The sequence below is a fragment of the Pedobacter sp. GQ55 genome, assembly GCF_059758925.1.
This window is the reverse complement of sequence record NZ_JCAXEI010000007.1, coordinates 116,958-141,785: the sequence shown is the minus strand read 5'-3', so window position 1 is coordinate 141,785 and position 24,828 is coordinate 116,958. Positions and strand designations below refer to the sequence as shown.

The window sequence follows — 24,828 nt, the reverse complement described above, 5'->3', positions numbered from 1 at the left end:
AATGGATTGTAGCCACGTTTTTGAGTTTAAAGTGAAAAGGTTAATTGTTGTTTTTACGCTTTTTTTAGCGTTTCTGTCGGTTTCGTCTGGAGTTTTTGCTCAGGGGGATACTGCAGTTGTTTCTGCTGATACTGCCGTAACTGCGGCTCATGTTGAAGGTGCTCATGACGCCGAGCATGGTGAGAAGAAATTTGAACCAACCAAGGTAATTATGGAACACATTGCAGATTCGCATATGTGGCATCTTTGGGGTCACCTTTCAGTTCCTCTTCCTGTAATATTGTATACTCCTGCTGGTGTAGAGTTTTTCTCGTCTGGTCACTTTCATCATGGTGAGCATGATTATGCCGGATCGAAGAATACTTATCGTTTGGTTGAAGACAAGATTAAAATTGTTGGAGCCGATGGTCAGGTGGATGAGGCTGCTTCATCTAAAGTTCTTGATTTTTCTATTACTAAGAATGTTGCTGCAATGTTTGTTGCAATAGCAGTTATTCTGATCATATTTATATCAGTTGCTGGTGCATATAAGAAACGTGTTGGTAAAGCACCTAAAGGTTTGCAGTCATTTGTTGAGCCAATCATTATTTTCGTAAGAGATGATATAGCTAAACCGAACATCGGACATAAGCACGCTAAGTTTATGCCTTACCTGCTAACCGTGTTTTTCTTTATCTGGATTAATAACGTTTTAGGATTAATTCCTATTTTCCCAGGAGGTGCTAACGTAACTGGTAACATCTCATTAACATTTGTTCTTTCATTGTTTACCATGATCATTGTGAATATCAATGGTAACAAATATTACTGGAAGCACATCTTTTTACCTAACGTACCTTTCTGGTTATGGCCACTTATGGTTGTAGTTGAGGTTGTAGGTGTGATTTCTAAACCTTTTGCGTTAATGGTTCGTTTGTTTGCTAACATTACTGCAGGTCACATTATCGTATTGAGTTTGATCTCATTGATATTTATTTTTAAAACATTGGCTATTGCGCCGGTATCTGTTGCTTTCGTATTGTTTATGGATGTTTTGGAATTACTGGTAGCATTTTTACAAGCCTTTATATTTACATTACTTACTGCCCTGTTTATAGGTATGGCAGTAGAAGAGCATCATTAATTAGAAACTATTTTTTACAAATTATATAAATTAAATTAGTTATGGTAGGTTCAATCGCGGCGATAGGTGCCGGTTTAGCAGTAATTGGTGCCGGTATCGGTATCGGTCAGGTAGGTGGAAAAGCAATGGAAGGTATTGCTCGTCAGCCAGAAGCTGCATCAAAAATTCAGACTGCAATGATTATTGCTGCTGCCCTTATTGAGGGTGCTGCTTTATTCGGTGTGGTAGTTGCATTATTAGGCTTAGGTGTTTAATAGCTCAAACTGAAAAAGTTTAGGCAGGTATTTAACGATTGGTTATATACCTGCCTTAATAAAGTAGAATAAGTTTAAAGTATTATATAAAATGGAATTAGTAACCCCTACCATAGGATTAGTTTTTTGGACAGCAGTCGCATTTGTTTGCTTATTAATATTGCTTAAGAAATTTGCATGGAAACCCATTCTTGCTGCTATTCATGAACGTGAGCAATCAATTGATGAGGCTTTAAATAAAGCTGAACTTGCGAAACATGAGATGGCTCGTTTAACTGCTCAGAATGAGGAGTTAATGAAAGAGGCCCGTGCTGAACGCGATCATATCTTAAAAGAGGCTAAAGCCCTAAAAGACAGTATTGTTCATGAAGCTAAAACGCAAGCTCATAACGAAGGTGCTAAGTTAATTGAGAAAGCTAAAATTGAAATTGAAAATCAAAAGAAAGCTGCTTTAGCAGAACTTAAGAGTCAGGTTTCAACTTTATCTTTAGAGATTGCTGAGCGTGTGTTACGTAGCCAGCTTGAAGATAAAGCAAAACAGCAGGATTTAGTTGCTAATCTTTTAAAAGATGTTGAATTAAACTAATTGATAGTTTGTTTAGCTAGATATACCAAAGAAAATGTCAGAAAATAAAGCAGCATCGAGATATGCCAAATCATTAATAGATCTTTCTACAGAGCAAAATGCTTTAGAAGAAATCAAAAATGATATGGTTCTTTTAGAACGAGTAATTAATGATAATTCTGAATTAGAAGCTATCCTTAAAAACCCTATAGTTCCTTTAGATAAAAAAGCAGGAATTTTAGAAAATATATTTGGTTCTAAGGTTCATCAGGTTACAAAAGTCTTTATGAAATTGGTTGTAAGCAAAGGTCGTTCTGCGATTTTATTTGGTACAGCAAAAGCTTTTATTGCTCAATACAACTTTATCAAAGGTATTGTTACTGCAGATGTAACGTCTGCTGTGGAACTTACACCTGCAAGCAGAGCTGAAATTGTAGCTATTGTTAAAAAGGAAATAGGCGCTAACGAAGTTGTTGTTAAAGAAAAAGTTAATGACAAATTAATTGGTGGCTTTATTTTAAAAGTTGGAGATAAACAATTTGATGCAAGTATTTCAAGTGGTTTAAATAAACTTAAAAAGGAATTTGCTCAGGGAATTGTTTAATCCTGAGACGAAATAATAAGAGATAATAAATACTGAATTTACAAAAGAAATAATATAAAATTATGGTAGAGGTAAGACCAGACGAAGTATCGGCAATTATCAGGCAACAATTGGCGGGCTTCAAATCAGAAGCAGAACTTGAAGAAGTTGGCACCGTATTGCAGGTGGGTGATGGTATTGCCCGTGTTTATGGTTTAACTAAAGTTCAATCGGGCGAGTTAGTTGAATTTGAAACCGGCTTGCAAGGTATTGTTTTGAACCTTGAAGAAGATAATGTTGGTGTGGTTCTATTGGGCCCTTCAGACAAAATCAAAGAGGGTGATACTATTAAACGTACTAAAAAAATTGCCTCTATTAAAGTTGGTGAAGGTATGCTAGGACGTGTTGTCAATACGCTTGGTGAGCCAATCGACGGTAAAGGACCTATTTTAGGTGAAACTTACGAAATGCCGATTGAGCGTAAAGCACCTGGTGTGATTTATCGTCAGCCGGTAACTGAGCCTTTACAAACTGGTATTAAAGCTATTGATGGGATGATTCCTATTGGCCGTGGTCAGCGTGAGCTTGTTATTGGCGATCGTCAGATTGGGAAAACAGCTGTATGTATCGATACCATTATCAACCAAAGAGAATTTTATGAAGCAGGTAATCCTGTATTCTGTATATACGTAGCTTGTGGTCAGAAAGCAAGTACTGTAGCAAACGTTGTACGTACTCTTGAAGAGAATGGTGCAATGCCATATACAGTAGTTGTTGCTGCTTCTGCTGCTGAACCTGCTCCATTGCAGTTCTATGCTCCTTTCTCAGGTGCAGCGATAGGTGAGTTTTTCCGGGATACTGGAAGACCGGCTTTAATTGTTTATGATGATTTATCTAAACAAGCTGTTGCATACCGTGAGGTGTCATTGTTGTTACGTCGTCCACCGGGTCGTGAGGCTTATCCAGGTGACGTGTTCTATCTTCACAGTCGTTTATTAGAGCGTGCTGCTAAGATCAACTCGAATGACGAGATTGCACAAGCAATGAACGATTTACCTGAATCATTAAAAGGTATCGTTAAAGGTGGTGGTTCATTAACTGCATTACCTATTATCGAAACTCAGGCCGGTGACGTTTCTGCATATATTCCTACCAACGTAATTTCAATTACTGACGGTCAGATCTTCTTAGAAAGTAACTTGTTCAACTCTGGTGTTCGTCCGGCAATTAACGTAGGTATCTCGGTATCACGTGTGGGCGGTAACGCGCAGATCAAATCGATGAAGAAAGTTGCAGGTACATTAAAATTAGATCAGGCTCAATACCGTGAGTTAGAGGCGTTCTCTAAATTCGGTTCAGATCTGGATGCTGCTACTAAGTCAGTTCTTGATAAAGGTTCACGTAACGTAGAGATTTTGAAACAAGGTCAGTTCTCTCCAATGACTGTTGAGAAACAAGTTGCTATTATTTACATCGGTACTAAAAACTTAATGCGTTCAGTTCCTGTAAATAAAGTAAGAGAGTTTGAAGCGGAATATTTACAACAATTAGAGTTGCGTCATCCAGAAACTTTAAAAGCTTTAAAAGCTGGTAAATTAGATGATTCAATCACTGGAGTATTAGAAACTGTGGCTAAAGAGCTTTCAAGTAAATACTAATAAAGCTGAACTGAAGATAAAGAAGAATGGCTAATTTAAAAGAAGTAAGAATTCGAATAGCATCGGTACAATCTACTCAGCAGATTACCAAAGCCATGAAAATGGTTTCGGCTGCTAAGTTGAAGCGTGCAACTAATGCTATCATACAGTTACGTCCTTATGCTACCAAGCTAAAAGAGATCTTAGGAAATCTTTCTGCTAATTTAGAGGGATCATCATCACCTTTTATACAAGAGCGTGAGCCTAACAAGGTTTTGATCATTGTGGTTTCTTCTAACCGTGGTTTAGCTGGCGCGTTTAATATGAACGTGATTAAAACTACTAATAATTTAATTGCCGAGAAGTATAGCGAACAGTTAAAAAATGGTAATGTAAGTATAGTAGCAATAGGAAAGAAAGCTCAGGATTTCTTCGAAAAACGTAACTACAACGTCATTGGAAACAATAACGAGGTATATGCTGATCTTACTTTTGAAAATGTAACCAAGATCACTGACGCTATCATGAAAGGCTTTGCCAAAGGCGATTATGATAGAGTTGAATTGGTATACAACAGATTTAAAAATGCTGCTGTTCAAATTTTAACAACAGAACAATTAATTCCATTAACTAGTGGGCAGGATGCGGCAGAAGAGAAATCTACTAACGTGGACTATATTTTAGAGCCTTCTCAGGAGGAAATAGTTGAGCAGCTAATACCTAAGTCAATTAAGATTCAATTGTTCAAAGCTATATTGGATTCTCATGCTTCCGAGCATGGTGCCCGTATGACATCAATGGATAAAGCAACTGAAAATGCTGGTGACTTGTTGAAAGCCTTAAAGCTTTCTTACAACCAGGCTCGTCAGGCTGCAATTACCACAGAGCTTACAGAAATAGTAAGTGGTGCAGCGGCTTTGAACGGATAAAATTGAGTGATTAAAAAGATCAGCGTAATATGCTGTATTAGTTTAAAAAATATTATTTTTGCGCAGTAAATAAAAACAGTAAAATGGAACAGACACCAAAACACAATACAGAAAGCATGAAAAGAGCTAATGAGATCTCAATTTATAAGTTGATGACTGTTGGGATTTTAGTTGGTATTTTGGGCGTATTTTTACGCTTTGCTGGTGACTCTACCACATTGTCTATTATCTCGTGGGCAATACTTTTAATCGGTGCTATCATCGCTTGTAAAGGCGTATTCAAAATATTAGACGCATAAGAATATAAAATTATTTTTTTTAAGAACGTCCTCATTAGCAAAAGCTGGTGAGGACTTTTTTTTTGTAACGTTTATATGATTAATAGTAAAGTTGATCTTATTTATTGAAATTTTTAGGTTACCTAATTTAATATTTGGTATTAAGGAAAAAACCTAATCATTAATAATATGATAAAATATTTAATCTATTGTATATTGGCAATAGCTATGTTTTCGTGCAACAGTAATAAAGATTCAAAACTAGAAAATTCAGATTTCACAAGTGCAAATCTGGAGACAACAGATTCACTGCTAAGTGAAAAGATCATCAAGACTGCAGATATGCGTTTCAGGGTTAAGGATGTACAGAATACAAAAGAGAAATTAAGCTCGGCAATAAAAGCAGAGGGAGGAACCATTGCAGAGTTCACCGTTCAAAGTAATATTCAACAAACAGAAAAGGTAAAGTATTCTACAGACTCGTTACTGGAGCTCACTTCTTATCGCACAGAAGGACTCATAATAGCAAAAGTTCCTTCAGATAAGCTAGATGAGTTTACCAACAAAGTGGCAAAGCTGGCTGTTTTTATAGACCAGCAGTCGCTTAAAATGGATGATCAAAGTATTGTTTATTTGAGTAATAAACTAAAGAATGAAAATAGGGTTGAGGCTGTGGAACAACTTAACAAACATGCCAATAAGAAGAGTAATAATGTAGAAACCTCGCTATCTCTTAAAGATGATTACGTAGATAAAAAGATAGAAAATCTGATGATCGATAACAAAGTGCAGTACAGTACAATTACCCTTAATTTTTATCAGGACAATACTGTTAAAAGCATTCTTGTTGGAAATGATGATTTGTATAGTTACCGTCCAAACTTCTTTACCCGATTGGGATTGAGCTTTCAGAACGGATGGTACATCTTTAAAGAAGTTATACTTGTTGCAATGAACTTATGGGTTTGGATATTAATTGGTATAGCAGCATATTTCAGCTTTAAGTATTATCGCAAAAGAAAAGTAGCTAATGCAAATCAGGTTACTGCTTAAGTCGTTTTTTATTGTCTTTGGCAAATGCCTCCCAGCCGGAGTAGGATTTACCTGCTCCGCTGGTGCTTACCCTCTGAAAAGAATGACAAACAGCAACGGCTAAACCATCTGTAGCATCCAGAAATTCGGGTGTTTCCTTAAAATTTAATAGGCGCTGTAACATAGCCGCCACTTGTTCTTTACTTGTATTGCCGTTCCCTGTTATGGATTGTTTGATTTTCCGTGGTGCATATTCTGCAATTGGGATATTTCTGGATAGGGCCGCCGCCATTGCTACACCTTGTGCCCGACCTAATTTTAACATAACCTGAATGTTTTTTCCATAAAAAGGAGCTTCTAGCGCTAAAACATCAGGTTTAAACTCATCCAAAAGTAGAATGGTTTTTTCAAAAATGCGCTGTAATTTCAAAAAGTGATCATCCATATGATCCATCCTGACGATCCCCATGGTGATTAATTCAATTTTACTTCCTTTCTCCAGCACTACTCCATATCCCATTATTGAAGTTCCCGGGTCTATGCCCATGATCACCCTTTCCTTTTTTTCAGCCAACATAAAACAATATTAAGCATATTTGCAGATAGTAAATGCAAAAAAGTTGACATCGCGGTACAAAAAAATACTTTCCTACTTTATTAAAACAGCAATTGTTGTATTTGCCTTTTGGATCATTTACAACAAACTGTCAAATAATGAGAATTTAAGCTCATTTAAAAATCTATTAAAGCAAATTCCTCAATCAGAAATCATCCTGGTGATGACTGCGGTTATTGTTCTTATGCTTTTGAACTGGGGGTTGGAAGCGCTGAAGTGGAGAAGGTTAGTTTCAGGGATTGAGAAAATTAGTATTTGGAGATCTATTGAATCTGTATTCTGTGGATTAACCTGGGCAGTATTTACTCCCAACAGAATCGGAGAATATGGTGGCCGGGTCTTCTTCCTGTCGCCTAAAAGAAGGATTGTAGGCGTAGTGGCCATGGCAGTCGGGAATATAGGCCAGATGGTACTTACCAATGTGTTTGGTGCAATAGCACTATGTATTTTCATCTACAAGTTTGTAAATATAGATTACCGGCTGTTTTATGCCCTGGTAATCCTTTCGATAATGTTCTGTTTGTTTTTTATCATTTTCTATTTTAATATAAAATGGTTAAATGGAATTTTGGTGTCCATGCGTTTTACACGTAAATACAAAAGATTCTATGGGGTTCTTGCCAGGTATCAGAAAAGGGAACTGCTAAATATATTGCTGTTTTGCTTGTCAAGATATGTTGTATTTAGTACCCAATACTTTATCCTTTTCTATTGGCTAATACCTGAATTACACTATCTGGATATCATGATGATGGTGAGTATTCTGTTTTTCGTACAGTCTACTTTACCTTCCCTTGATCTTTTTGATATAGGGGTTAGAAGCGTTACTGCATCTTACTTTTTTGGCTTTATAACAGATCAGAATATTGCAGTTATAGCGTGCACTGCTGGTATCTGGCTAATAAATATTATAATTCCTGCTATATTAGGCACTTATTTCGTTTTTAAACTTAATTTCTTTGGAAATATTCAGCGCAGTTAGTTATCTCTCCTCTTTCTTAACTATTTTATATGTAATAGTGGTTATAGCCTTTATTAAGGGGTGGCGTAGCCTTATATATTTTAAGACTTCTGAGGGTGAACGAAAAACCAGCGTGTCAATTTTGGTAGCTGCCCGTAATGAAGAAACAAATATTTCAAAAACTATTGATGATCTGCTCGCACAAAGCTATAATAAGGAACTTACAGAAATTATCTTCATCGATGATCACTCTACAGACAATACCGCTGAAATTATAAGATCGTATGCAGGCCGAGGTGTAAAATTAATTTGCCTTAACGAGGATCAAGCTTTAAACTCCTATAAAAAAAAGGCGATACAGACTGCTATAGGACAGTCGACCGGTACGTTGATAATTACTACAGATGCTGATTGCAGAATGGGACCTGATTGGTTAAAAACGGTAATCCAATTTTATGAGGCAGGGAATTATAAAATGATTTCCTCACCGGTTGCTTATTTTCAAGAGAAAAGTTTCTTTGAGCGGGCCCAATCGCTGGAGTTTCTTTATTTAATAGGTTTGGGTGCATCAACAATAGGAAATAAACAACCCTCTACCTGCAATGGTGCCAATTTGGCTTATGAGAAGGATGCGTTTTATGAGGTAGGTGGGTTTAAAGGAATTGATGACCTTGCCTCCGGTGATGATGAATTGCTTTTGCATAAAATAGCTGCTCGCTTCAACAATAATGTTGGATTTTTAAAGAATAGGGAGGCTATTGTTTATACCCATGCGAAACCTACCTTAAAAGAGTTTATTCAACAGAGGAAGCGCTGGGCTTCAAAAAGTACCCGGTATAAAAATAAATCGATCATTGTTCTTGGTGTTTGCATATGGTTGTTCAACCTTAGTGTGCTTATGAATCTGGGTATCGGCTTGTTTATAGGATTCTATTTTAAATTGGCAATATTTCAAATACTAGCAAAAATATTAGTTGAATTCTTATTTTTATATGATGTGACTGGTTTTGCAAAAAGGAGAAAATTATTGCTTCTGCTGCCTGTATTAAACATATTGCATATGATTTACATCGTTTATATTGGTATCGCCGGCAACTCCGGGAAATACAACTGGAAAGGGAGAATGGTAAAATAGTGGAAGCACACAATAGCCCTTCAAGAAAAGTCTGGAAACGCTTTAGGAAAAATAAACTAGCCTTTGGAGGGTTATTATTTATTATCACGCTTATCATTATGGGCATTCTTGGTTATACAATCACACCTGATCAAACCCCAAATGCGAATACCATGCATCTTCAGCTTACAAATAAGAAACCGGGCAGAACCTTTGACTTTTTAATTGTTAGTAAAAATAAGAACATTAGGAAAGTTAATTTCTTTGAGAAGATGCTTTATGGACAGGAGGCAGATTTTAAGAGCATACCTATTACTTCTTATCGCGAAAACCAGGGCAAAGTTTATGCAAGAGAATATATTGGCGATGACGAACAAGCAGAGGAAACCAGTTATCTTTTAGTTAAGGGGAATAATCGCTATACACGGACTTTTTGGCTGGGAACAGATGTTTATGGTCGAGATCTGTTAAGTAGATTGATCCTTGGCATTCGCGTGTCATTGTCGGTAGGATTAATGGCTGTACTTATTTCGCTTTTTATTGGAGTTAGTTTAGGTGCCTTGGCGGGTTATTTTGGAGGTAAAACTGATGCAGCAATTAGCTGGTTTATGAACGTGATTTGGTCATTACCCTCGCTATTGCTGGTCATTGCAATTTCCTTTGCACTTGGTAAAGGATTCTGGCAAATATTTATAGCAGTGGGACTATCTACCTGGGTTGATGTGGCCCGTTTGGTACGCGGACAAGTAATGGCATTAAAGGAGGTAGAATTTGTAGAAGCATCAAAGGCACTTGGATACTCAACCCCAAGAATCATCATAAGGCATATCTTGCCTAATATTGCCGGTCCGATACTTGTCGTTGCTTCTGCAAATTTCGCTTCAGCAATACTTTTAGAAACAGGATTGAGCTTTTTAGGCTTTGGGGCACAACCGCCGATGGCTAGTTGGGGAGGCATGATAAAGGAGCATTACGGATACATTATTATGGATGCTGCCTACCTGGCTATTTTACCTGGACTGGCAATTATGCTTACGGTATATGCGTTTAATTTATTAGCTATTGGATTGAGAGATGCGTTTGATGTAAAGTCGCAAAATATCTCAGTGTAGCCACAACTATTAAATTTACTAACTTTGTTGTAATATGCTATTGAACTGTTACCAGAATGAATTACTAGAAGCCGGATGTGATGAAGCAGGGAGAGGTTGTTTGGCAGGGCCAGTATTTGCTGCTGCTGTAATTTTGCCTCCTGATTTTATTGCCGGAGAGTTAACTGATTCTAAAAAGCTTACTCATAAACAGCGCTGTAATTTAAGAGTGATCATAGAAAGAGAGGCAATTGCCTGGGCAGTAGCAGAAGTTGACCACCTGGAAATAGATAAGATTAATATCCTCAATGCCTCGTTCCTTGCGATGCACAGAGCGGTAGAAAAGCTCGCCGTAAGGCCGGAATACCTAAGCATAGATGGAAACCGTTTTAAAGCATATCCAAATATTCCTCATACCTGCATTGTAAAAGGAGATGGTAAATATTTAAATATTGCAGCAGCGTCTATTCTTGCTAAGACCCATAGAGATGAATTCATGGAAAATATATCGATCCAATATCCTCATTATCAGTGGCATCAAAATAAAGGGTATCCAACAATAGTACATCGGATGGCTGCCTTAGAGCATGGATTGTCGCCATTTCACCGTAAAACTTTCACAATTAGCAATCCGCAACTGGCTCTATTTTCCGAAAACGAAGGATAATTAGTATTTTCACGTGATTTGAAAATATTAATTCTGACAAATAGGGTCCCCTTTCCGCCAAATAGCGGATATCCCATAGTAGTTTATAACACTATTAAGGGTTTATTACAACTTGGCCTGGAAATAACCTTATTTAGCATTAACACTAATAAGCACAGAGTTGATGTGGATGATATTTACGACCCTGTCTTTGATAGCATAAAATTCCATTCCTTTAGCTTGGATACTGAGGTTAATGTTTGGGGTGCGTTATTTAATGTTTTCTCTAATCAGTCTTATAACGTTTCAAGGTATTTTGACGATGAGGCAGCTAAACTGCTTGAAGATATTTTAAGAGAAAATGAATTTGATATTATTCAATTCGAGGGGCTGTTTGTGGTACCCTATCTGGATATTGTTAAAGCGAATAGTAAGGCCAAAGTGGTTTATAGAGCGCATAATATAGAGTTTGATGTTTGGGAGCGTATTGCAAGAACCGAAAAGTTTACGCCAAGACGAATGTATTTACAATTTCTTGCCCGCCGTTTAAAGGTTTATGAAACCGAACAGATGAACAGATTTCACCAGGTCTTTGCTATAAGTGAACAAGACAGGCAAAGTATTCTTCGGTTTGGTTGTGAAACAGCTCTTGAAGTTTTTCCCGTAGCACTAGATTTTAAAAAATATGTTACAGACCCCTCTAAAACCAGCTTTCCCACATTGTTTCATTTAGGGGCAATGGATTGGCGGCCAAATAAAGAGGGATTGGAATGGTTTCTTGATGAAATATGGCCGGATATAGAAAAATTAAGTAGTGAGTTGCGTTTTTATATCGCTGGAAAAAACATGCCAAGAGAGTTTTTTGAGTATGACTCTGAGAACCTGGTAGTAGAAGGTGAAATTTTTGACGCAATAGAATTTATAAATTCTAAAGCGATTATGATAGTTCCGCTGCTGTCTGGCAGTGGGATGCGGGTAAAGATTATCGAAGGTATGGCTATGAGTAAATGTATCATTGCAACAAGCATGGCTGCCGAAGGAATCAAGTGCGAACATGGTAAAGATATTCTTATAGCCAATACTGCCGACGAGTTTTACAGGTCTATACTGCAATGCATCACCAACCCTAAAAAATGGCGTGAAATCGGTGAAAATGCAAGAAAAACGGTGGAGCGCGATCATGACTTTTTTTCCATCTCTAAAAGGATGTTGAATATCTACCAAAAGTTAGTAAGTGCTTAAATTTTATATACCTTTGCCCACGTTTTTACAGATATAGAATATGAAGAATACCGCATTAACAGATAAACACATCTCTTTAGGGGCTAAAATGGTGCCATTTGCAGGTTACAATATGCCAGTTCAATACGAAGGCATAAATGCAGAACATGCTGTGGTGAGAAACGGCGTTGGCGTTTTTGACGTTAGCCATATGGGCGAATTTATTTTAAAGGGCGAGAATGCGTTAGATTTAATTCAACGTGTTACCAGCAATGATGCTTCAAAACTTTATGATGGGAAAGTACAATACTCTTGCCTTCCAAATGAGGACGGAGGTATTGTTGATGATTTATTGGTTTATCGTATAGATGAAAAAACATATATGTTGGTTGTTAACGCATCTAACATAGATAAGGATTGGAACTGGATTCAGAAGTTCAATGATAAAGGTGTAGAAATGCATAATATTTCTGATAAAACATCCTTGCTTGCTATACAAGGGCCTAAAGCGGCTGAAGCCTTGCAAGGGTTAACTGACGTTGATCTTGCTGCTATGGAGTATTACAACTTCGTAAAAGGTGCATTTGCTGGTGTTGATAATGTTGTGATCTCTGCAACCGGTTATACTGGTGCTGGTGGTTTCGAGATCTATTTTGATAACGAACACGCTGATAAAATCTGGGATGCTATTTTTGAAGCAGGTAAACCTTTCAATATGAAGCCTATTGGCCTGGGTGCCCGTGATACTTTGCGTTTAGAAATGGGTTTCTGTTTATATGGAAATGATATTGATGACGCTACGTCTCCAATTGAAGCAGGATTAGGATGGATCACTAAATTCACCAAGAAGTTCACCAACTCTGAGGCTTTATTAGCTCAAAAAGAAGCAGGTATTACACGTAAACTTGTGGGATTTGAAATGATTGACAGGGGGATACCTCGTCATGATTATGAAATAGTTGATGCAGAAGGGAATGTAATTGGTAAAGTTACTTCCGGTACTCAATCTCCGTCTTTACAAAAGGCAATAGGAATGGGATACATTTCAAAAGGCATGGATAAAGAAGGAACCGAGATTTTTATCAATATCCGTAATAATAAGATTAAAGCCAAAGTAGTTAAATTCCCTTTTTATAAATAAAAGCCATATCCTGTCGATGCAAAAGAGTATAGAAGTTTGTTTAACGCCTGCATTATTAGATCTGTATGCTATTGAAGATAGCATTGTCGTAGTCATTGACGTACTCAGAGCTACCTCGTCCATTGTTTATGGAATAGATAACGGCGCAACTGCAATTATACCGGTAGCAAACGTAGAGGATTGTCTTAACTATTCTGATAAAGGATTTTTACTGGCAGCCGAACGTGACGGACAAGTAGTAGAAGGATACGACTTCGGGAATTCACCTTTCTCTTATACAACTGAAAAGGTTGGAGGCAGAACTGTAGTGCTTACAACTACTAATGGAACAAAAGCCCTTCATATGGCTAGAAAAAGAGCACATCAGGTAGTGATGGGCTCTTTTTTAAATCTACAGGCCTTATGCAGCTGGCTTAAAATTCAGGATAAAAGTGTTTTATTACTTTGTGCTGGATGGAAAGATAAATTCAATCTGGAAGATACACTGTTTGCAGGAGCTGTGGTTGCCGAATTACGCAAGGAGTTTACTCATTTTGATGATTCTTCTGTAGCTGCAGAAGATCTATACAACTTGGCTAAAGATGATCTTAGAAGTTATCTTCATAAATCTTCTCACAGCCACAGACTGGCTGAATTAAATATAGAAGAAGATGTAAGATTCTGTTTGCAGTTAAATCTTTGTCAGGCTATTCCAGTTATGGATGGTGATGCTTTAGTTTCCCTAAAAGCTACTCCAGTTCTTTAATCGGAACCTTTAGCAGATTCTTTAGGCTTTCATTGCTTTTAATGGTTTTCAATGTTTCTTCATATGCAAGCCAATAAATAGTTTCGGCTTTTTTCATATCAAAAGTACTGATTTCACCCATTCCTTTTGGCTCAATCAGCACATTGCAGAAGGCGGCCTTTTCTTCCATATCTTTATTTACAGACATTAGACCCGCTCTTGCCATTAAGGCTGTAATCTTGGTGATTTTGTCGACGGGTTTTAAGTGGTTGCATGACGATCCGATAATGAAATCGCAGTTATTTAATAAAGGTTCAACTGGAAAGTTATTTAAAATACCCCCGTCAACATACATCTCATCATCTATCATAATCGGTTTAAATATCCCCGGAATACAGCTAGATGCTTGTATGGTTCTGATCAGGGGGCCTTTGTCAAAGTATACCAGTTCTCCTTTGCTAAAATTAGTTGTAGCAATGCTAAGTGGGATCTTTAGGCTTTCAATTCTATCATCAGGAAAGTATTCTTTAAATAAACTTGATGTGTTTTCAATGTTGATTAAGCCCAGTGAGCCCACCGCAGGTCGAAGGAATTTTAAGAGTTTGGTCTTTATAAAAATATTTAAAGCATCTTCAGGATCGATGCCTGAAGCAAATAAGGCTCCTGCAATTGAACCTGCACTTGTTCCGCTAATGTGACTAAACTTAATGCCGGCATTTCCAAATGCCTTTAAAACACCCAGGTGTGCAATTCCTCTGATTCCGCCACCAGATAATACGATTCCAATTTTAGTCATTTAGCATTATTTAGGTTTGTACTTTGATAAATTTAATATTTTTTGAGCATTCTGTTCAGCCATCAATTGTTGTAAGGTAACATCTTTATTTTCCTGCATGTACTTTCTTACAATCTGCCATCCGGTCCAGATACCTAGTTTAGGAGCTGACTCGTTTTTCTCTCCAAGTCCCGGGGTAAAGGGGCCTTCGCTCAAAAGCACCTGTATCTTTTGGTAATCGGTTTCAAATAATAGGTTATTCTGAAGATAATAAGCCCAAATGTCACTTTCAAAAGTTTTACACCAGTCTAAATGTTTTTGAGTGTATCCTATTTTAACTGAATCTGGAACTTTCTCATCAAGCACCTTGTCCATAAAGTACAAAATTTTTCCGTTATGAATCATCTTTGAAAGTAAGGTCCTGTCTTCGTCCCGTTCATGAAACAGTTCTTCTCGTGCATAAGTCTCAGTTATTCGCGGAACAATGTATTCAGGAGTAAAACGTCGGGAAAGGTAAGTTGGTACACTTTGCACTATAGCTTTGTAAAACTTACTGTTTTTCCCCATAAACATATCCAGGCCAATGCCCATGTAATTGTCGCCAATCGGTGTCTGTACCGCAAAACCAGAAACAAAAGATATGAACTGAGGAACTTTTGCTTTAGGATAATAATAAAGGATGTATTTAAAAGTTTCAGATAAATCTTTTTCTATTGGTGTATTGTCTTTAAAAACACTATCCACCTCTTTGTTTAAATCTGAGTATGCAGAATCCTGGTATAGGGTGGTTAAAATTTCCTGATTTGTATAGTCAAAATTACCAACCATCCTATGCACATAGTCGTCGTAAAATGTACCGTATTTCTTTGTCAGGAACGCATTGGTCTCACTAAGATTTTTAGATTTTCCGGCATATAAATCCTTGTCGAACCGGGCAATTTTTACATCTAAATGTAGTGCGCTAACATCAGGTTTAGTACTTTGAGTACATGAAACCAGTAGTGACGAAAAAAAAGCAGACACAAATAGAAAAAATAGATAGCTTTGGTGGAATTTTACGTTATATATCATTGTAAACAAATATAAAGTAAGTTTATTCAAGCTTCATAAGCATTAAAGGAAAATATATTTATATGAAACACACATTTATCGCGATATTATTATTGTTTGTAACAGGAAGCGTTTTTGCACAAGATTCTTCATCTCCATATTACGGTTTCAGACTCGGATTAACAGCTCATCCAACAATAGGTTGGGTAAAACCACAAGTGGGTAAAAGTAATGGAGTTGCTCTTGGATTTTCATATGGTTTAATGGGCGATTTTAATTTTGCGGAGAACTATAGTTTTGCAACAGGCCTTACCATCACTACAATTAATGGTAAAAGCACACAGGTAATTACTGAAGAAACTACTCCTCCAACTCAAATACCATATGAACTTAAGTATAAGCTTCAATATATCGAGGTGCCGCTTACAGTTAAACTAAAAACTGTTAAAATCAACGACATCCGCTGGTATGGCCAATTTGGGTTATCAAACGATTTTAATATCGGAGCCAAACAAGATGCCGATGCCGCAGGAAAATCAAGCTTGCGCGATGAGAACATTTCGAAAACTATTAAACTATATCGTGCAGGCTTAATATTAGGTGCAGGAGCTGAGTTTGACCTAAGCGGGAATGCAAGTATTGCAGCAGGGTTAACCTATAACAATGGCTTTACTGATATTACCACCGATAAAAATAATAATATCCGGAATCATTACCTGGGTATTAATTTTGGTGTTTTCTTTTAATAAATTTACTTAGCAGCATTTTCTACAATTACAAGCACATGAATATAGCACTGGCGCAACTCAACTATCACATTGGTAATTTTGAATACAACACAAAAAAAATAATCGACAACATCCAGTTGGCAAAAGATAAAGGTGCCGACCTGGTTGTATTTGCTGAGCTGGCTATTTGTGGTTATCCGCCACGTGATTTTTTAGAATTTGATGAATTTATTGGCCTATGCGAAACTGCGGCACAAGAAATTGCTGCTCATTGTAAAGGTATTGCCTGTATTGTAGGTTTACCTGTCAGGAACGAAGTGCTTGCAGGAAAAGATTTATATAATGCAGCATATTTTATAGAGGAAGGAAACGTAAAAGCTATTGCAAAAAAGGCATTGCTTCCAAATTACGATGTATTTGATGAATACCGTTATTTCGAGCCCGCTACTCAATTCGAATGCATAACGTTTAAGGGGCGTAAAATAGCATTAACCATTTGCGAAGACTTATGGAACATCAACAACAATCCATTGTATGTTTCCAATCCAATGGATGAGTTGATAAAGCAAGGTCCTGATCTGATGATCAATATTGCAGCATCACCATTTTCATATTGTCACGATGATGAAAGGGTAGTGGTTCTTGCAGATAATGCTAAGAAATATAAACTTCCTTTATTGTATGTAAATCAGGTAGGGGCACAAACTGAAATCGTATTCGATGGTGGTTCCCTGGCATTTGATAAAGAAGGTAATCTTCTGGATGAAATGGCTTATTTTAAAGAAGAATTAAAAATCTATGAAGTTGAAGGCGATGTAATTAAAGGATATACGCCCAAAACACATAGAACTATTACAGACATAGAGCAGATTTACGAAGCGTTAGTTTTGGGCATTAAAGATTACTTTGTAAAGTCGGGCTTTAAAAAGGCAGTATTGGGCCTTTCAGGAGGTATAGATTCAGCTATCGTATGCGCTCTGGCATGTCGGGCTTTAGGATCTGAAAATGTAATGGCCGTGTTAATGCCTTCAAAATACTCGTCTGACCATTCTATTCAGGATGCACTTGACCTTGTTGAAAATATTGGTTGTCAGCATGAGATCATTCCGATTAAAGAGGCAGCTAACGCTTTCGACAGTATGATGGCATCTGCTTTTAAAGGATTACCGTTTAACCTTACAGAAGAGAATATTCAGGCAAGATGCAGGGGGATCATTGTGATGGCTATGTCTAATAAGTTTGGCTATATCTTACTAAACACATCAAACAAAAGTGAGTGCGCTGTAGGGTATGGAACACTATATGGTGATATGTGCGGCGCAATTGGCGTAATTGGAGACGTGTACAAAACCCAGGTTTACCAGCTGGCTAATTATATTAATAAAGACGGGGTGGTAATACCTGAAAATTCCATTGTTAAACCACCTTCGGCGGAACTTAGACCAGGTCAAAAAGATTCAGACTCATTACCTGATTACGATATCCTTGATAAGATACTGTTTCAGTATATAGAGCTAAAGCAAAGCTCATCTGCAATTATTGCACAAGGCTATGATGATGCACTGGTTAGAAGGGTCATTAAAATGGTAAATACGGCAGAGTTCAAGCGTTATCAAACACCGCCGATATTAAGGGTTTCTCCAAAAGCATTTGGTATGGGTAGAAGGATGCCTATTGTAGGTAAATATCTTTCTTAAGCTTTTTTAATCCATTTCCTGTAAGGAATAATTAAAGCCAATAATAGAGCTGTTATGCATAAAAACTTAGCGATGATGTCGCCTGTTTTAACGTATAAAGTCAGTTCGTCATTTAGATTGATATTTGCCTTTAATGCAGTTCTTGTCCACCATTTGGCTTGTTCGATGACATCACCTTTTTGATTGATGAAGCATGAAATACCGGTATTGGCCGAGCGCACTACATACCGACGGCTTTCTATAGCGCGTAATTTCGCATACATTAAGTGCTGGTCTTTACCTGATGTATTTCCCCACCAGCCATCATTGGTGATGATAGCGATAAACTGAGCACCGTTTTTAACGGCTTCTCCAATCCACTCTCCCCATAGTGATTCGTAGCAAATGACAGGGGCTACACCGATGCCACTGTAAGCATAAAATACACCGGGTTTATCTTGCCATCCCCATCCGCCACCACTACCGCCAAAACCTTCAAAAATAGGCCCCAGGATGGATAATGCAGATGGAAAAGGCATCTTTTCTACGCCAGGGACAAGCTTGGATTTATGGTAGAATTGTACGTTTGCTGAGTTTTCTACTTGCATGGCTGTATTAAAGCTATCGAAATACACGCCGTTAGGATCTTGTTTCGCAGATACGGTTTGCTTATCGTTGTACAGTTTTACGCTTTCAATTCCAGTGATGATCGTACCATTCTTGTATTTCGAGAGAAACTGTTGTACAGTGTTGAAATCGGGATTACTACGGATTCTATCTTCGTCTGCATAATTAGGAATTGCAGTTTCGGGCCAGATAAAATATTCGGTATTTGGCTGTGCAATAGAGTCAGACAAATGGGTGAGTATATTGAGTTGGTCTGCTACAGAAAGGCTGCCAAATTTTTGATAGGGATCTATATTCGGTTGTACGGTGACTATATTTACAGGTGCCACCTTTTCCTTGTATTGGTAGTATTTTACTAGTGAAAAACCAATTGGGAGGATAACTACTAAGGCCCAAAGCATCGCTGGTCTTAGTTTTAAATAGCCCTTTGCGTCGGTTTTAAAGCGTTTGTAAGCTTCGAAAGCTAAAATGTTACTGAGCAATATCCATACAGAGCCGCCGTAAACCCCAGTGTACTCATACCACTGCGCCAATTGGTGCATACCTGATAAACCATTTCCTAGTGTCATCCATGGGAATGCTAAATCCCAGCTTTGATGCAGATATTCCATCGCTACATAAAATGAGATCAGACCCGCGTAAGCAATTTTTGTGTTGGTTACGCTTCGTAAACGGTAATACAACCAGAGAGCAAAAGTCATTAATAAAGCACCTAAACCAAATGGGATGAGCGATACGAATGCGGATACAACAGGGTTGTTCACTGCGCTGATGGCATTGTATACCCAATAAATAGAAGCGGTATTCCAAACTAGAAAAGTTAGACCGGCTGTAAGGAAGACCTTTTTGCCTGTTTTTTCTGCTTTTTGAAGAATGATTTTATCTAGTGCTATTAACAGGGGGACTAAGCCAACTAGAAGGATCGGGGTAGTATAAGGGACTGGAGGCCATGCCAGCCACATTAAAAACGCGCTTAGTAAAGCAAGGAGAGCAGTGTTTTTGAATTTCATTATAAGCTATCTAAAATATCGGCTTTTTTAGCTTCATATTCTTCCTGTGTAATAAGGTGTTTATCATACAGGCTTTTTAATTTTCTTAGCTTCAAGGTAGTTTCATCTTCTGGCTCTTCAAACGGTATTGCAGGCGCAGCAGGGGGCTGAGAAAAGAACGCTTGCGGCTCCTCTTCTTCCACAGGCTCTGGAGCCGGCAATGTATTTACAGTGACTGGTGAGGTCGATGATCTTCTTTCTTCCAGATCAAGTTGTCTTTGTTGCTCTTTAAAACTTTCTAATTGCTCATATGCAGCTTGGTATAACTTGCGGGCCTGTACTTTGGGAATGTATTCCGTAATGATGTTTTCGCCATGTAAAGGCACACAAATGAATTTAGAGCCAAACAATTCTTCTTTAAAAGAAACCTCTTTAATGCTCTTCCAAGAAATGTCTTTAAAATTCATGGTAATCCCAAAATTGCCGGGTTCACAGTAGAAGATACGCTTGTTACTTACTGCTATACAATCAGGTAAAAGATTTACCGCCGGCTTTTTTTGTACAGCCATGTAAATCAGTTCCTCATTGCTGGTTAACATATCATTTAGTTTACCTAAAACTTTTTCTACGGCTTTAGGATCCTGTTCGTCACTTAAAAATCTATCTATTAATATCATGTTATTTTCTTATAGTAATTTCAGTAGTCAGCTATCAAAAATTGAACCCTAATTGTCGCGATCATACTTAGCTTTCTTTTTTACTTCTTCAGCTCCAGCAATACAAATTACGAATTCTCCTTTTAATATATTGTTTTCAAAATGTGATTTAATTTCGGTTAAAGTGCCTCTCACAGTTTCTTCATAAAGCTTGGTTAACTCACGACTTACCGATGCCTGACGATCTGTGCCCAAATACTGTGCAAATTCCTCAAGGGTTTTAAGTAACCGATGCGGGCTTTCATATAAAACTATCGTCCTTTCTTCCTCAGCCAGTTTTTTAAAACGTGTTTGGCGTCCTTTTTTTACGGGCAAAAAGCCTTCAAAAACAAAAGAGTCAGAAGGTAACCCTGAGTTTACCAGAGCGGGTACAAATGCCGTCGCTCCAGGCAAACACTCTACAGCCAAATCATTTTTAATTGCTTCCCGAACCAGAAAAAAGCCAGGGTCAGATATTGCAGGTGTTCCGGCATCGGAGATCAAAGCTACCATTTTACCTTCTTTCAAAAACTTAATGATTTCTGAAGTTGCTTGATGTTCATTGTGTTGGTGATGTGAATATGTTTTTTTATCGATCCCGAAATGCTTCAGCATAGGAGCACTCGTACGGGTATCCTCTGCAAGGATCACATCAGCTTCTTTTAAAATCCGGATCGCCCTGAAGGTCATGTCTTCAAGATTTCCAATAGGGGTGGGGACAAGAAATAGTTTACCTTCCATAATTATTAGGTCTCGTATTGTGCTACTGCGTTCGCAATGACGAGTTAAGTTATTATCTTTGTTTAAAAAATAAAATAATGCTGCAAGTTAACTATATCCGCGAAAATAGAGAGAAAGTTTTAGAAGGACTAAGTGTACGTAATTTTAAGCGCCCAGAACTGGTTGATGAAATTATTAAAATTGACGAAGAACGAAGACAAGTTCAAACCTCGCTGGATAACCTTTCGGCCGTAGCCAATGCAGCGGCAAAACAGATTGGTGAACTAATGCGTAGCGGTAAGAAAGAAGAAGCAGAAGTGCTTAAAGCAGAAACTACGTCAAATAAGGAAGAGCATAAAAATCTTTCAGATCAGCTGACAGAAGCGGAAGACGCCTTATATGGTTTGATTGTACAACTACCAAACCTGCCACATCACCTTGTAAAACCAGGAAGTGCGGCTGAAGACAATGAAGTTGTTTATGAACATGGCAATCCTGCCGATTTGCCAGAAGGTGCACTTCCACACTGGGAATTGACTGCTAAATATGATATTATAGATTTTGAGCTTGGTACAAAAATAACCGGTGCAGGTTTCCCTGTATATAAAGGTAAAGGTGCGCGTTTACAGCGAGCACTTATTAATTTCTTTTTAGACCACGCAACAGAAAAGGGCTATCGAGAAATGCAAGTGCCGCATCTAGTTAACGAAGCCTCAGGCTTTGGTACCGGACAGTTACCTGATAAGGAAGGACAAATGTATCATGCAGGAGTAGATAATTTATATCTTATCCCAACAGCTGAGGTGCCTGTAACCAATCTTTATCGTGATGTGATTTTAAAGGAAGAAGAACTTCCTATAAAAAACACAGCATATACACCATGTTTTCGCAGAGAAGCAGGATCATATGGCGCGCATGTACGTGGGTTAAACCGTTTGCATCAGTTCGATAAAGTTGAGATAGTACAGGTTGTACATCCTGATAAATCTTATGAAGTTCTGGAAGACATGAGCGCGTATGTACAATCATTACTTCAGGAGCTAGGCCTGCACTATCGTGTTTTGCGTTTGTGTGGTGGCGATATGGGTTTTACTTCTGCAATGACTTACGATATGGAAGTATGGAGTGCTGCGCAACAACGCTGGTTAGAGGTATCTTCAGTATCTAACTTCGAAACATACCAAAGTAACAGACTTAAATTAAGATTTAAGGGTGCTTCTGGTAAAACACAATTGGCGCATACATTAAATGGAAGTGCACTGGCACTACCTCGTATTGTTGCCGCTATTCTGGAAAATAACCAAACTGAAAAAGGAATTAAAATTCCAGAAGCTTTGGTAAAATATACAGGTTTTGAATACATTGATTAAATAAGAACAAAACCCGATAAACAGAAAAAGCTTCCCATTTGGGAAGCTTTTTTTATAGGTAGATGTAAATAAGGTATTCTATAGAATAAGAATTAATAATAAAATAATGATGATGATTGCACCAACAGAAAGGTAAACACCGCCACCTAAGGCATTTGCTTGTTTCTTCAATCCTCTCAATTCTTTACGTAACTCTTTCTTCTCAGTTTTTGACAATTGAGATTTGTCCATTGAACGGATCTCCTGAACACGGTCAGTGATCTGTTTTAGCTGAATTTGCTGCTCGGCAGTCATCTCAGTTTTAATCTTGTCTGTCTTTCCTGCTGCAGAAACTGTGTTTGCGCTGATTGCCAATGTGAAAACTAGCACTAAAGAGTAAATTAATCTTTTCATACGATTTGAATTTTGTGATATTATCTAAATAACAAAAAACCTACCAAAAGTTATTGATAGGTTTTTTAAAGGTATTTTATTAAAACTGTATACTCAAGTAGTCACTAGTACTATTTAATTTCGAATACTGTATTCATTATATAGTTCAGTTTTATTTTTTTAAAGTCAATCTCCGGTGCAGCAGCCCCTGCCATATCAGCACTTTCAGCTTTCATCATCATCACATTACGATACATTGGCTGTGGATATTGTTCATTGTTCACTTCCTGAATGTCAATTACACCACCTAACTTATCCCCAAGGGCTTCAACCAGGTAAGATGCTTTTTCTTTAGCAGCCTGCAGTGCTTTAATTTTCAGTTCTTTTTTAAGTGTTTCAATTTTTGAATAATCATAACTGTCAACATTGGTATAAGCAATTCCTTTAGGGTCAATAGAACCAATGATGTCATTCCATTTATTCAAATCAGATACTTTTAAGCGATACTGTTTGCTAGCCAGGTAATCAGGATTTTTCTTTTTCTCTGTAACGATAGCATAGCTCGATAAATTGTTGATGGTTAGGTTTTCTTTGTCGATACCTGCTTTTTGAACCGCAGCATACAACTGACTTTCCAAAGTTGTGATCTCCACTTTTTTCTTACTGTTGTTATCCTTTAAATATTCTTTTAAAGAGATGCTGATGTAAATAATGTCTGGAGTAACTTCGGTTTCCGCAGAACCACTAACGCTAATCTTTTTTCTTAAATCTACTTGTTGAGCCATGGCGCTTATACTTAATAAGGAAACGAAGGCAAGGGTTAATAACTTTTTCATAATGATAAATGTTTTTCTTTTGTGTATTTAATAATTAGATGAAATTACCATACCAATTCCACAAATCATTAGCACAAATCATAAAATTATTCTTCAACTATCTCATTATTAGGGCCAATTTCTTCTTTAAATTCTTCCTTAAAATAAGTTTTCTGGAACACAAGTATGATGATTACCCCAACAGAAATGGCCGCGTCTGCAATATTAAATACAGGTCTGAAAAAGATAAAATCTTCTCCGCCCCATATTGGAAACCACGAAGGAAAATGACCTTCCCAGATAGGAAAATAGAACATATCTACCACTCTTCCATGGAACCATCCTGCATAACCATATATTACGCCATACAGTACTGAATCTATAATATTTCCTAATGCACCCGCGAATATCAATGCCACGTTTAAAATAAGACCACGATGGTATTTCCTTTGGATCAGGTAATGTAATCCATAACCAATACCGGCAACGGCTGCTATTCTGAATAATGATAAGGCAAGCTTACCAAATTCTCCACCAAACTCAAGCCCAAAAGCCATTCCGTTATTTTCGGTAAAATGAATAATAAACCAATTGCCAATGATCTTGAATTCCTGACCCATAAACATATTGGTCTTGATCCAGGTTTTTAAAACCTGATCAGCAAGCAAAACCAGGAAAATTATTAATAAAGGTTTTGTATAGCCTTTCATTATGACTGCTTCAGTTTAGCTTCCATGCTTAAGGTTGCGTGCGGTACAGCACGTAAACGTTCTTTCTGAATTAGTTTACCTGTTTCTCTGCAGATACCATAAGTTTTATTCTCAATACGTACCAATGCAGCCTCTAAATTCTCAATGAATTTTTTCTGACGTGCAGCCAGCTGGTTTAATTGTTCTTTTTCAAGAGTTGCAGAACCATCTTCAAGCGTTTTGTAAGTACCGGAAGTATCTTCTGTTCCGTTAGAATTAGGACTGCTTAGAGAGTTCGTTAAATCAAGAAACTCTTCTCTGGCCATACGTAATTTTTCCTGAATCAATTCTTTAAATTCTTGAAGTTCACTGTCAGAGTACCTTGTTTTTGTAGCTTTTTCCATAAT

General features: G+C 37.5%; 28 protein-coding genes. 18 read left to right on the top strand and 10 right to left on the bottom strand.

The window, feature by feature from the left end; all coding sequences use genetic code 11:
* Position 1: 1 nt before the first annotated feature.
* The 8 genes from atpB (at position 2) to AC6CH7_RS18490 (ending at position 6,422) form a co-directional block, all read left to right on the top strand.
* A complete protein-coding gene (gene atpB, locus AC6CH7_RS18525; protein ID WP_498264149.1) occupies positions 2 to 1,123 on the top strand; it encodes a F0F1 ATP synthase subunit A in 1,122 nt (373 codons plus the stop codon).
* A 41-nt stretch (positions 1,124 to 1,164) separates the two neighbouring features.
* Positions 1,165 to 1,377, top strand: coding sequence for an ATP synthase F0 subunit C (gene atpE, locus AC6CH7_RS18520; protein WP_048907663.1), 213 nt, complete (start codon positions 1,165 to 1,167; stop codon positions 1,375 to 1,377).
* Between the two features lie 91 nt (positions 1,378 to 1,468).
* Positions 1,469 to 1,963, top strand: a complete 495-nt coding sequence (locus AC6CH7_RS18515) for a F0F1 ATP synthase subunit B (RefSeq protein ID WP_048907662.1) — start codon at positions 1,469 to 1,471, stop codon at positions 1,961 to 1,963.
* Between the two features lie 34 nt (positions 1,964 to 1,997).
* Positions 1,998 to 2,546, top strand: a complete 549-nt coding sequence (atpH, locus tag AC6CH7_RS18510; RefSeq protein ID WP_172661667.1) for an ATP synthase F1 subunit delta — start codon at positions 1,998 to 2,000, stop codon at positions 2,544 to 2,546.
* 62 nt (positions 2,547 to 2,608) lie between these two features.
* On the top strand, positions 2,609 to 4,183 hold the full coding sequence (gene atpA, locus AC6CH7_RS18505; RefSeq protein ID WP_048907660.1) for a F0F1 ATP synthase subunit alpha: 1,575 nt from the start codon (positions 2,609 to 2,611) through the stop codon (positions 4,181 to 4,183).
* Positions 4,184 to 4,209: 26 nt separating this feature from the next.
* Positions 4,210 to 5,091 (top strand): ATP synthase F1 subunit gamma, encoded by an 882-nt coding sequence (atpG, locus tag AC6CH7_RS18500; RefSeq protein ID WP_498264148.1) that lies wholly within the window; start codon positions 4,210 to 4,212, stop codon positions 5,089 to 5,091.
* A gap of 83 nt (positions 5,092 to 5,174) precedes the next feature.
* Positions 5,175 to 5,390, top strand: a complete 216-nt coding sequence (locus AC6CH7_RS18495) for a hypothetical protein (RefSeq protein ID WP_048907658.1) — start codon at positions 5,175 to 5,177, stop codon at positions 5,388 to 5,390.
* Between the two features lie 168 nt (positions 5,391 to 5,558).
* Complete coding sequence (locus tag AC6CH7_RS18490) at positions 5,559 to 6,422, top strand: DUF4349 domain-containing protein (RefSeq protein WP_498264147.1); 864 nt, start codon at positions 5,559 to 5,561, stop codon at positions 6,420 to 6,422.
* On the opposite strand, the gene ruvC is transcribed toward AC6CH7_RS18490, so the two are convergent.
* Positions 6,412 to 6,978 carry a crossover junction endodeoxyribonuclease RuvC gene (gene ruvC / locus AC6CH7_RS18485; RefSeq protein ID WP_048907656.1) on the bottom strand — a complete coding sequence of 189 codons (567 nt, stop codon included), beginning with the start codon at positions 6,976 to 6,978 and terminating at the stop codon, positions 6,412 to 6,414. The genes AC6CH7_RS18490 and ruvC overlap by 11 nt on opposite strands.
* 43 nt (positions 6,979 to 7,021) lie before the next feature.
* Between ruvC and AC6CH7_RS18480 the strand changes: the two genes are divergently transcribed.
* The 7 genes from AC6CH7_RS18480 to AC6CH7_RS18450 are packed head-to-tail and all read left to right on the top strand — an operon-like array spanning position 7,022 to position 13,936.
* On the top strand, positions 7,022 to 7,999 hold the full coding sequence (locus tag AC6CH7_RS18480; protein ID WP_498264248.1) for a hypothetical protein: 978 nt from the start codon (positions 7,022 to 7,024) through the stop codon (positions 7,997 to 7,999).
* The gene (locus tag AC6CH7_RS18475; RefSeq protein WP_498264146.1) at positions 7,977 to 9,113 is read left to right on the top strand and encodes a glycosyltransferase family 2 protein; all 1,137 of its coding nucleotides are present in this window, start codon (positions 7,977 to 7,979) and stop codon (positions 9,111 to 9,113) included. Before AC6CH7_RS18480 ends, AC6CH7_RS18475 begins: the two co-directional genes overlap by 23 nt.
* Entirely contained in the window at positions 9,113 to 10,204 is a 1,092-nt protein-coding gene (locus AC6CH7_RS18470; RefSeq protein WP_498264145.1) for an ABC transporter permease, read from the top strand. Before AC6CH7_RS18475 ends, AC6CH7_RS18470 begins: the two co-directional genes overlap by 1 nt.
* A gap of 34 nt (positions 10,205 to 10,238) precedes the next feature.
* Positions 10,239 to 10,850 carry a ribonuclease HII gene (gene rnhB / locus AC6CH7_RS18465; protein ID WP_294872141.1) on the top strand — a complete coding sequence of 204 codons (612 nt, stop codon included), beginning with the start codon at positions 10,239 to 10,241 and terminating at the stop codon, positions 10,848 to 10,850.
* 18 nt (positions 10,851 to 10,868) lie between these two features.
* Positions 10,869 to 12,071: a glycosyltransferase family 4 protein gene (locus AC6CH7_RS18460; protein WP_172661657.1), complete on the top strand. Its 1,203-nt coding sequence runs from the start codon at positions 10,869 to 10,871 to the stop codon at positions 12,069 to 12,071.
* Between the two features lie 40 nt (positions 12,072 to 12,111).
* The gene (gene gcvT / locus AC6CH7_RS18455) at positions 12,112 to 13,191 is read left to right on the top strand and encodes a glycine cleavage system aminomethyltransferase GcvT (protein ID WP_498264144.1); all 1,080 of its coding nucleotides are present in this window, start codon (positions 12,112 to 12,114) and stop codon (positions 13,189 to 13,191) included.
* 16 nt (positions 13,192 to 13,207) lie between these two features.
* Positions 13,208 to 13,936, top strand: coding sequence for a 2-phosphosulfolactate phosphatase (locus tag AC6CH7_RS18450; RefSeq protein WP_498264143.1), 729 nt, complete (start codon positions 13,208 to 13,210; stop codon positions 13,934 to 13,936).
* Here AC6CH7_RS18450 and AC6CH7_RS18445 read toward each other — a convergent pair.
* Positions 13,920 to 14,711, bottom strand: a complete 792-nt coding sequence (locus AC6CH7_RS18445; protein ID WP_498264142.1) for a patatin-like phospholipase family protein — start codon at positions 14,709 to 14,711, stop codon at positions 13,920 to 13,922. The genes AC6CH7_RS18450 and AC6CH7_RS18445 overlap by 17 nt on opposite strands.
* Before the next feature lie 6 nt (positions 14,712 to 14,717).
* Positions 14,718 to 15,761, bottom strand: coding sequence for a gliding motility lipoprotein GldB (gldB, locus tag AC6CH7_RS18440; RefSeq protein ID WP_498264141.1), 1,044 nt, complete (start codon positions 15,759 to 15,761; stop codon positions 14,718 to 14,720).
* Positions 15,762 to 15,823: 62 nt separating this feature from the next.
* Between gldB and AC6CH7_RS18435 the strand changes: the two genes are divergently transcribed.
* Both AC6CH7_RS18435 and AC6CH7_RS18430 read left to right on the top strand, forming a co-directional pair.
* The gene (locus tag AC6CH7_RS18435) at positions 15,824 to 16,486 is read left to right on the top strand and encodes a porin family protein (protein ID WP_498264140.1); all 663 of its coding nucleotides are present in this window, start codon (positions 15,824 to 15,826) and stop codon (positions 16,484 to 16,486) included.
* 38 nt (positions 16,487 to 16,524) lie between these two features.
* Positions 16,525 to 18,165 (top strand): NAD+ synthase, encoded by a 1,641-nt coding sequence (locus AC6CH7_RS18430; RefSeq protein WP_498264139.1) that lies wholly within the window; start codon positions 16,525 to 16,527, stop codon positions 18,163 to 18,165.
* Here the strand turns inward: AC6CH7_RS18430 and lnt are convergent.
* The 3 genes from lnt to rsmI are packed head-to-tail and all read right to left on the bottom strand — an operon-like array spanning position 18,162 to position 21,196.
* A complete protein-coding gene (gene lnt / locus AC6CH7_RS18425; protein ID WP_498264138.1) occupies positions 18,162 to 19,781 on the bottom strand; it encodes an apolipoprotein N-acyltransferase in 1,620 nt (539 codons plus the stop codon). The two genes, AC6CH7_RS18430 and lnt, sit on opposite strands and share 4 nt — an antisense overlap.
* Positions 19,781 to 20,437 (bottom strand): PH domain-containing protein, encoded by a 657-nt coding sequence (locus tag AC6CH7_RS18420; protein ID WP_498264137.1) that lies wholly within the window; start codon positions 20,435 to 20,437, stop codon positions 19,781 to 19,783. Before AC6CH7_RS18420 ends, lnt begins: the two co-directional genes overlap by 1 nt.
* Before the next feature lie 48 nt (positions 20,438 to 20,485).
* The gene (gene rsmI / locus AC6CH7_RS18415) at positions 20,486 to 21,196 is read right to left on the bottom strand and encodes a 16S rRNA (cytidine(1402)-2'-O)-methyltransferase (RefSeq protein WP_498264136.1); all 711 of its coding nucleotides are present in this window, start codon (positions 21,194 to 21,196) and stop codon (positions 20,486 to 20,488) included.
* 77 nt (positions 21,197 to 21,273) lie between these two features.
* Between rsmI and serS the strand changes: the two genes are divergently transcribed.
* A complete protein-coding gene (gene serS / locus AC6CH7_RS18410) occupies positions 21,274 to 22,545 on the top strand; it encodes a serine--tRNA ligase (RefSeq protein WP_498264135.1) in 1,272 nt (423 codons plus the stop codon).
* Positions 22,546 to 22,623: 78 nt separating this feature from the next.
* On the opposite strand, the gene AC6CH7_RS18405 is transcribed toward serS, so the two are convergent.
* The 4 genes from AC6CH7_RS18405 to AC6CH7_RS18390 all read right to left on the bottom strand — a co-directional run bounded on the left by AC6CH7_RS18405 (position 22,624) and on the right by AC6CH7_RS18390 (position 24,825).
* Complete coding sequence (locus tag AC6CH7_RS18405; protein WP_048907641.1) at positions 22,624 to 22,938, bottom strand: hypothetical protein; 315 nt, start codon at positions 22,936 to 22,938, stop codon at positions 22,624 to 22,626.
* Positions 22,939 to 23,048: 110 nt separating this feature from the next.
* Positions 23,049 to 23,753, bottom strand: coding sequence for an SIMPL domain-containing protein (locus tag AC6CH7_RS18400; protein ID WP_498264134.1), 705 nt, complete (start codon positions 23,751 to 23,753; stop codon positions 23,049 to 23,051).
* A gap of 86 nt (positions 23,754 to 23,839) precedes the next feature.
* Entirely contained in the window at positions 23,840 to 24,442 is a 603-nt protein-coding gene (locus tag AC6CH7_RS18395) for a lipoprotein signal peptidase (protein WP_048907639.1), read from the bottom strand.
* On the bottom strand, positions 24,442 to 24,825 hold the full coding sequence (locus tag AC6CH7_RS18390; RefSeq protein ID WP_068891888.1) for a TraR/DksA family transcriptional regulator: 384 nt from the start codon (positions 24,823 to 24,825) through the stop codon (positions 24,442 to 24,444). Before AC6CH7_RS18390 ends, AC6CH7_RS18395 begins: the two co-directional genes overlap by 1 nt.
* Positions 24,826 to 24,828 lie beyond the last annotated feature (3 nt).

What these genes read in the sequence shown, in the direction of transcription:
- AC6CH7_RS18445 (WP_498264142.1), bottom strand. Translation starts at nt 14,711, where the DNA reads ATGACTAAAATTGGAATCGTATTATCTGGTGGCGGAATCAGAGGAATT.
- AC6CH7_RS18420 (WP_498264137.1), bottom strand. Translation starts at nt 20,437, where the DNA reads ATGATATTAATAGATAGATTTTTAAGTGACGAACAGGATCCTAAAGCC.
- atpA (WP_048907660.1), top strand. Translation starts at nt 2,609, where the DNA reads ATGGTAGAGGTAAGACCAGACGAAGTATCGGCAATTATCAGGCAACAA.
- ruvC (WP_048907656.1), bottom strand. Translation starts at nt 6,978, where the DNA reads ATGTTGGCTGAAAAAAAGGAAAGGGTGATCATGGGCATAGACCCGGGA.
- AC6CH7_RS18430 (WP_498264139.1), top strand. Translation starts at nt 16,525, where the DNA reads ATGAATATAGCACTGGCGCAACTCAACTATCACATTGGTAATTTTGAA.
- lnt (WP_498264138.1), bottom strand. Translation starts at nt 19,781, where the DNA reads ATGAAATTCAAAAACACTGCTCTCCTTGCTTTACTAAGCGCGTTTTTA.
- AC6CH7_RS18490 (WP_498264147.1), top strand. Translation starts at nt 5,559, where the DNA reads ATGATAAAATATTTAATCTATTGTATATTGGCAATAGCTATGTTTTCG.
- atpE (WP_048907663.1), top strand. Translation starts at nt 1,165, where the DNA reads ATGGTAGGTTCAATCGCGGCGATAGGTGCCGGTTTAGCAGTAATTGGT.
- AC6CH7_RS18495 (WP_048907658.1), top strand. Translation starts at nt 5,175, where the DNA reads ATGGAACAGACACCAAAACACAATACAGAAAGCATGAAAAGAGCTAAT.
- gldB (WP_498264141.1), bottom strand. Translation starts at nt 15,761, where the DNA reads ATGATATATAACGTAAAATTCCACCAAAGCTATCTATTTTTTCTATTT.
- AC6CH7_RS18515 (WP_048907662.1), top strand. Translation starts at nt 1,469, where the DNA reads ATGGAATTAGTAACCCCTACCATAGGATTAGTTTTTTGGACAGCAGTC.
- AC6CH7_RS18400 (WP_498264134.1), bottom strand. Translation starts at nt 23,753, where the DNA reads ATGAAAAAGTTATTAACCCTTGCCTTCGTTTCCTTATTAAGTATAAGC.
- AC6CH7_RS18405 (WP_048907641.1), bottom strand. Translation starts at nt 22,938, where the DNA reads ATGAAAAGATTAATTTACTCTTTAGTGCTAGTTTTCACATTGGCAATC.
- gcvT (WP_498264144.1), top strand. Translation starts at nt 12,112, where the DNA reads ATGAAGAATACCGCATTAACAGATAAACACATCTCTTTAGGGGCTAAA.
- AC6CH7_RS18450 (WP_498264143.1), top strand. Translation starts at nt 13,208, where the DNA reads ATGCAAAAGAGTATAGAAGTTTGTTTAACGCCTGCATTATTAGATCTG.
- rsmI (WP_498264136.1), bottom strand. Translation starts at nt 21,196, where the DNA reads ATGGAAGGTAAACTATTTCTTGTCCCCACCCCTATTGGAAATCTTGAA.
- serS (WP_498264135.1), top strand. Translation starts at nt 21,274, where the DNA reads ATGCTGCAAGTTAACTATATCCGCGAAAATAGAGAGAAAGTTTTAGAA.
- AC6CH7_RS18395 (WP_048907639.1), bottom strand. Translation starts at nt 24,442, where the DNA reads ATGAAAGGCTATACAAAACCTTTATTAATAATTTTCCTGGTTTTGCTT.
- AC6CH7_RS18435 (WP_498264140.1), top strand. Translation starts at nt 15,824, where the DNA reads ATGAAACACACATTTATCGCGATATTATTATTGTTTGTAACAGGAAGC.
- AC6CH7_RS18390 (WP_068891888.1), bottom strand. Translation starts at nt 24,825, where the DNA reads ATGGAAAAAGCTACAAAAACAAGGTACTCTGACAGTGAACTTCAAGAA.
- atpB (WP_498264149.1), top strand. Translation starts at nt 2, where the DNA reads ATGGATTGTAGCCACGTTTTTGAGTTTAAAGTGAAAAGGTTAATTGTT.
- rnhB (WP_294872141.1), top strand. Translation starts at nt 10,239, where the DNA reads ATGCTATTGAACTGTTACCAGAATGAATTACTAGAAGCCGGATGTGAT.
- atpG (WP_498264148.1), top strand. Translation starts at nt 4,210, where the DNA reads ATGGCTAATTTAAAAGAAGTAAGAATTCGAATAGCATCGGTACAATCT.
- atpH (WP_172661667.1), top strand. Translation starts at nt 1,998, where the DNA reads ATGTCAGAAAATAAAGCAGCATCGAGATATGCCAAATCATTAATAGAT.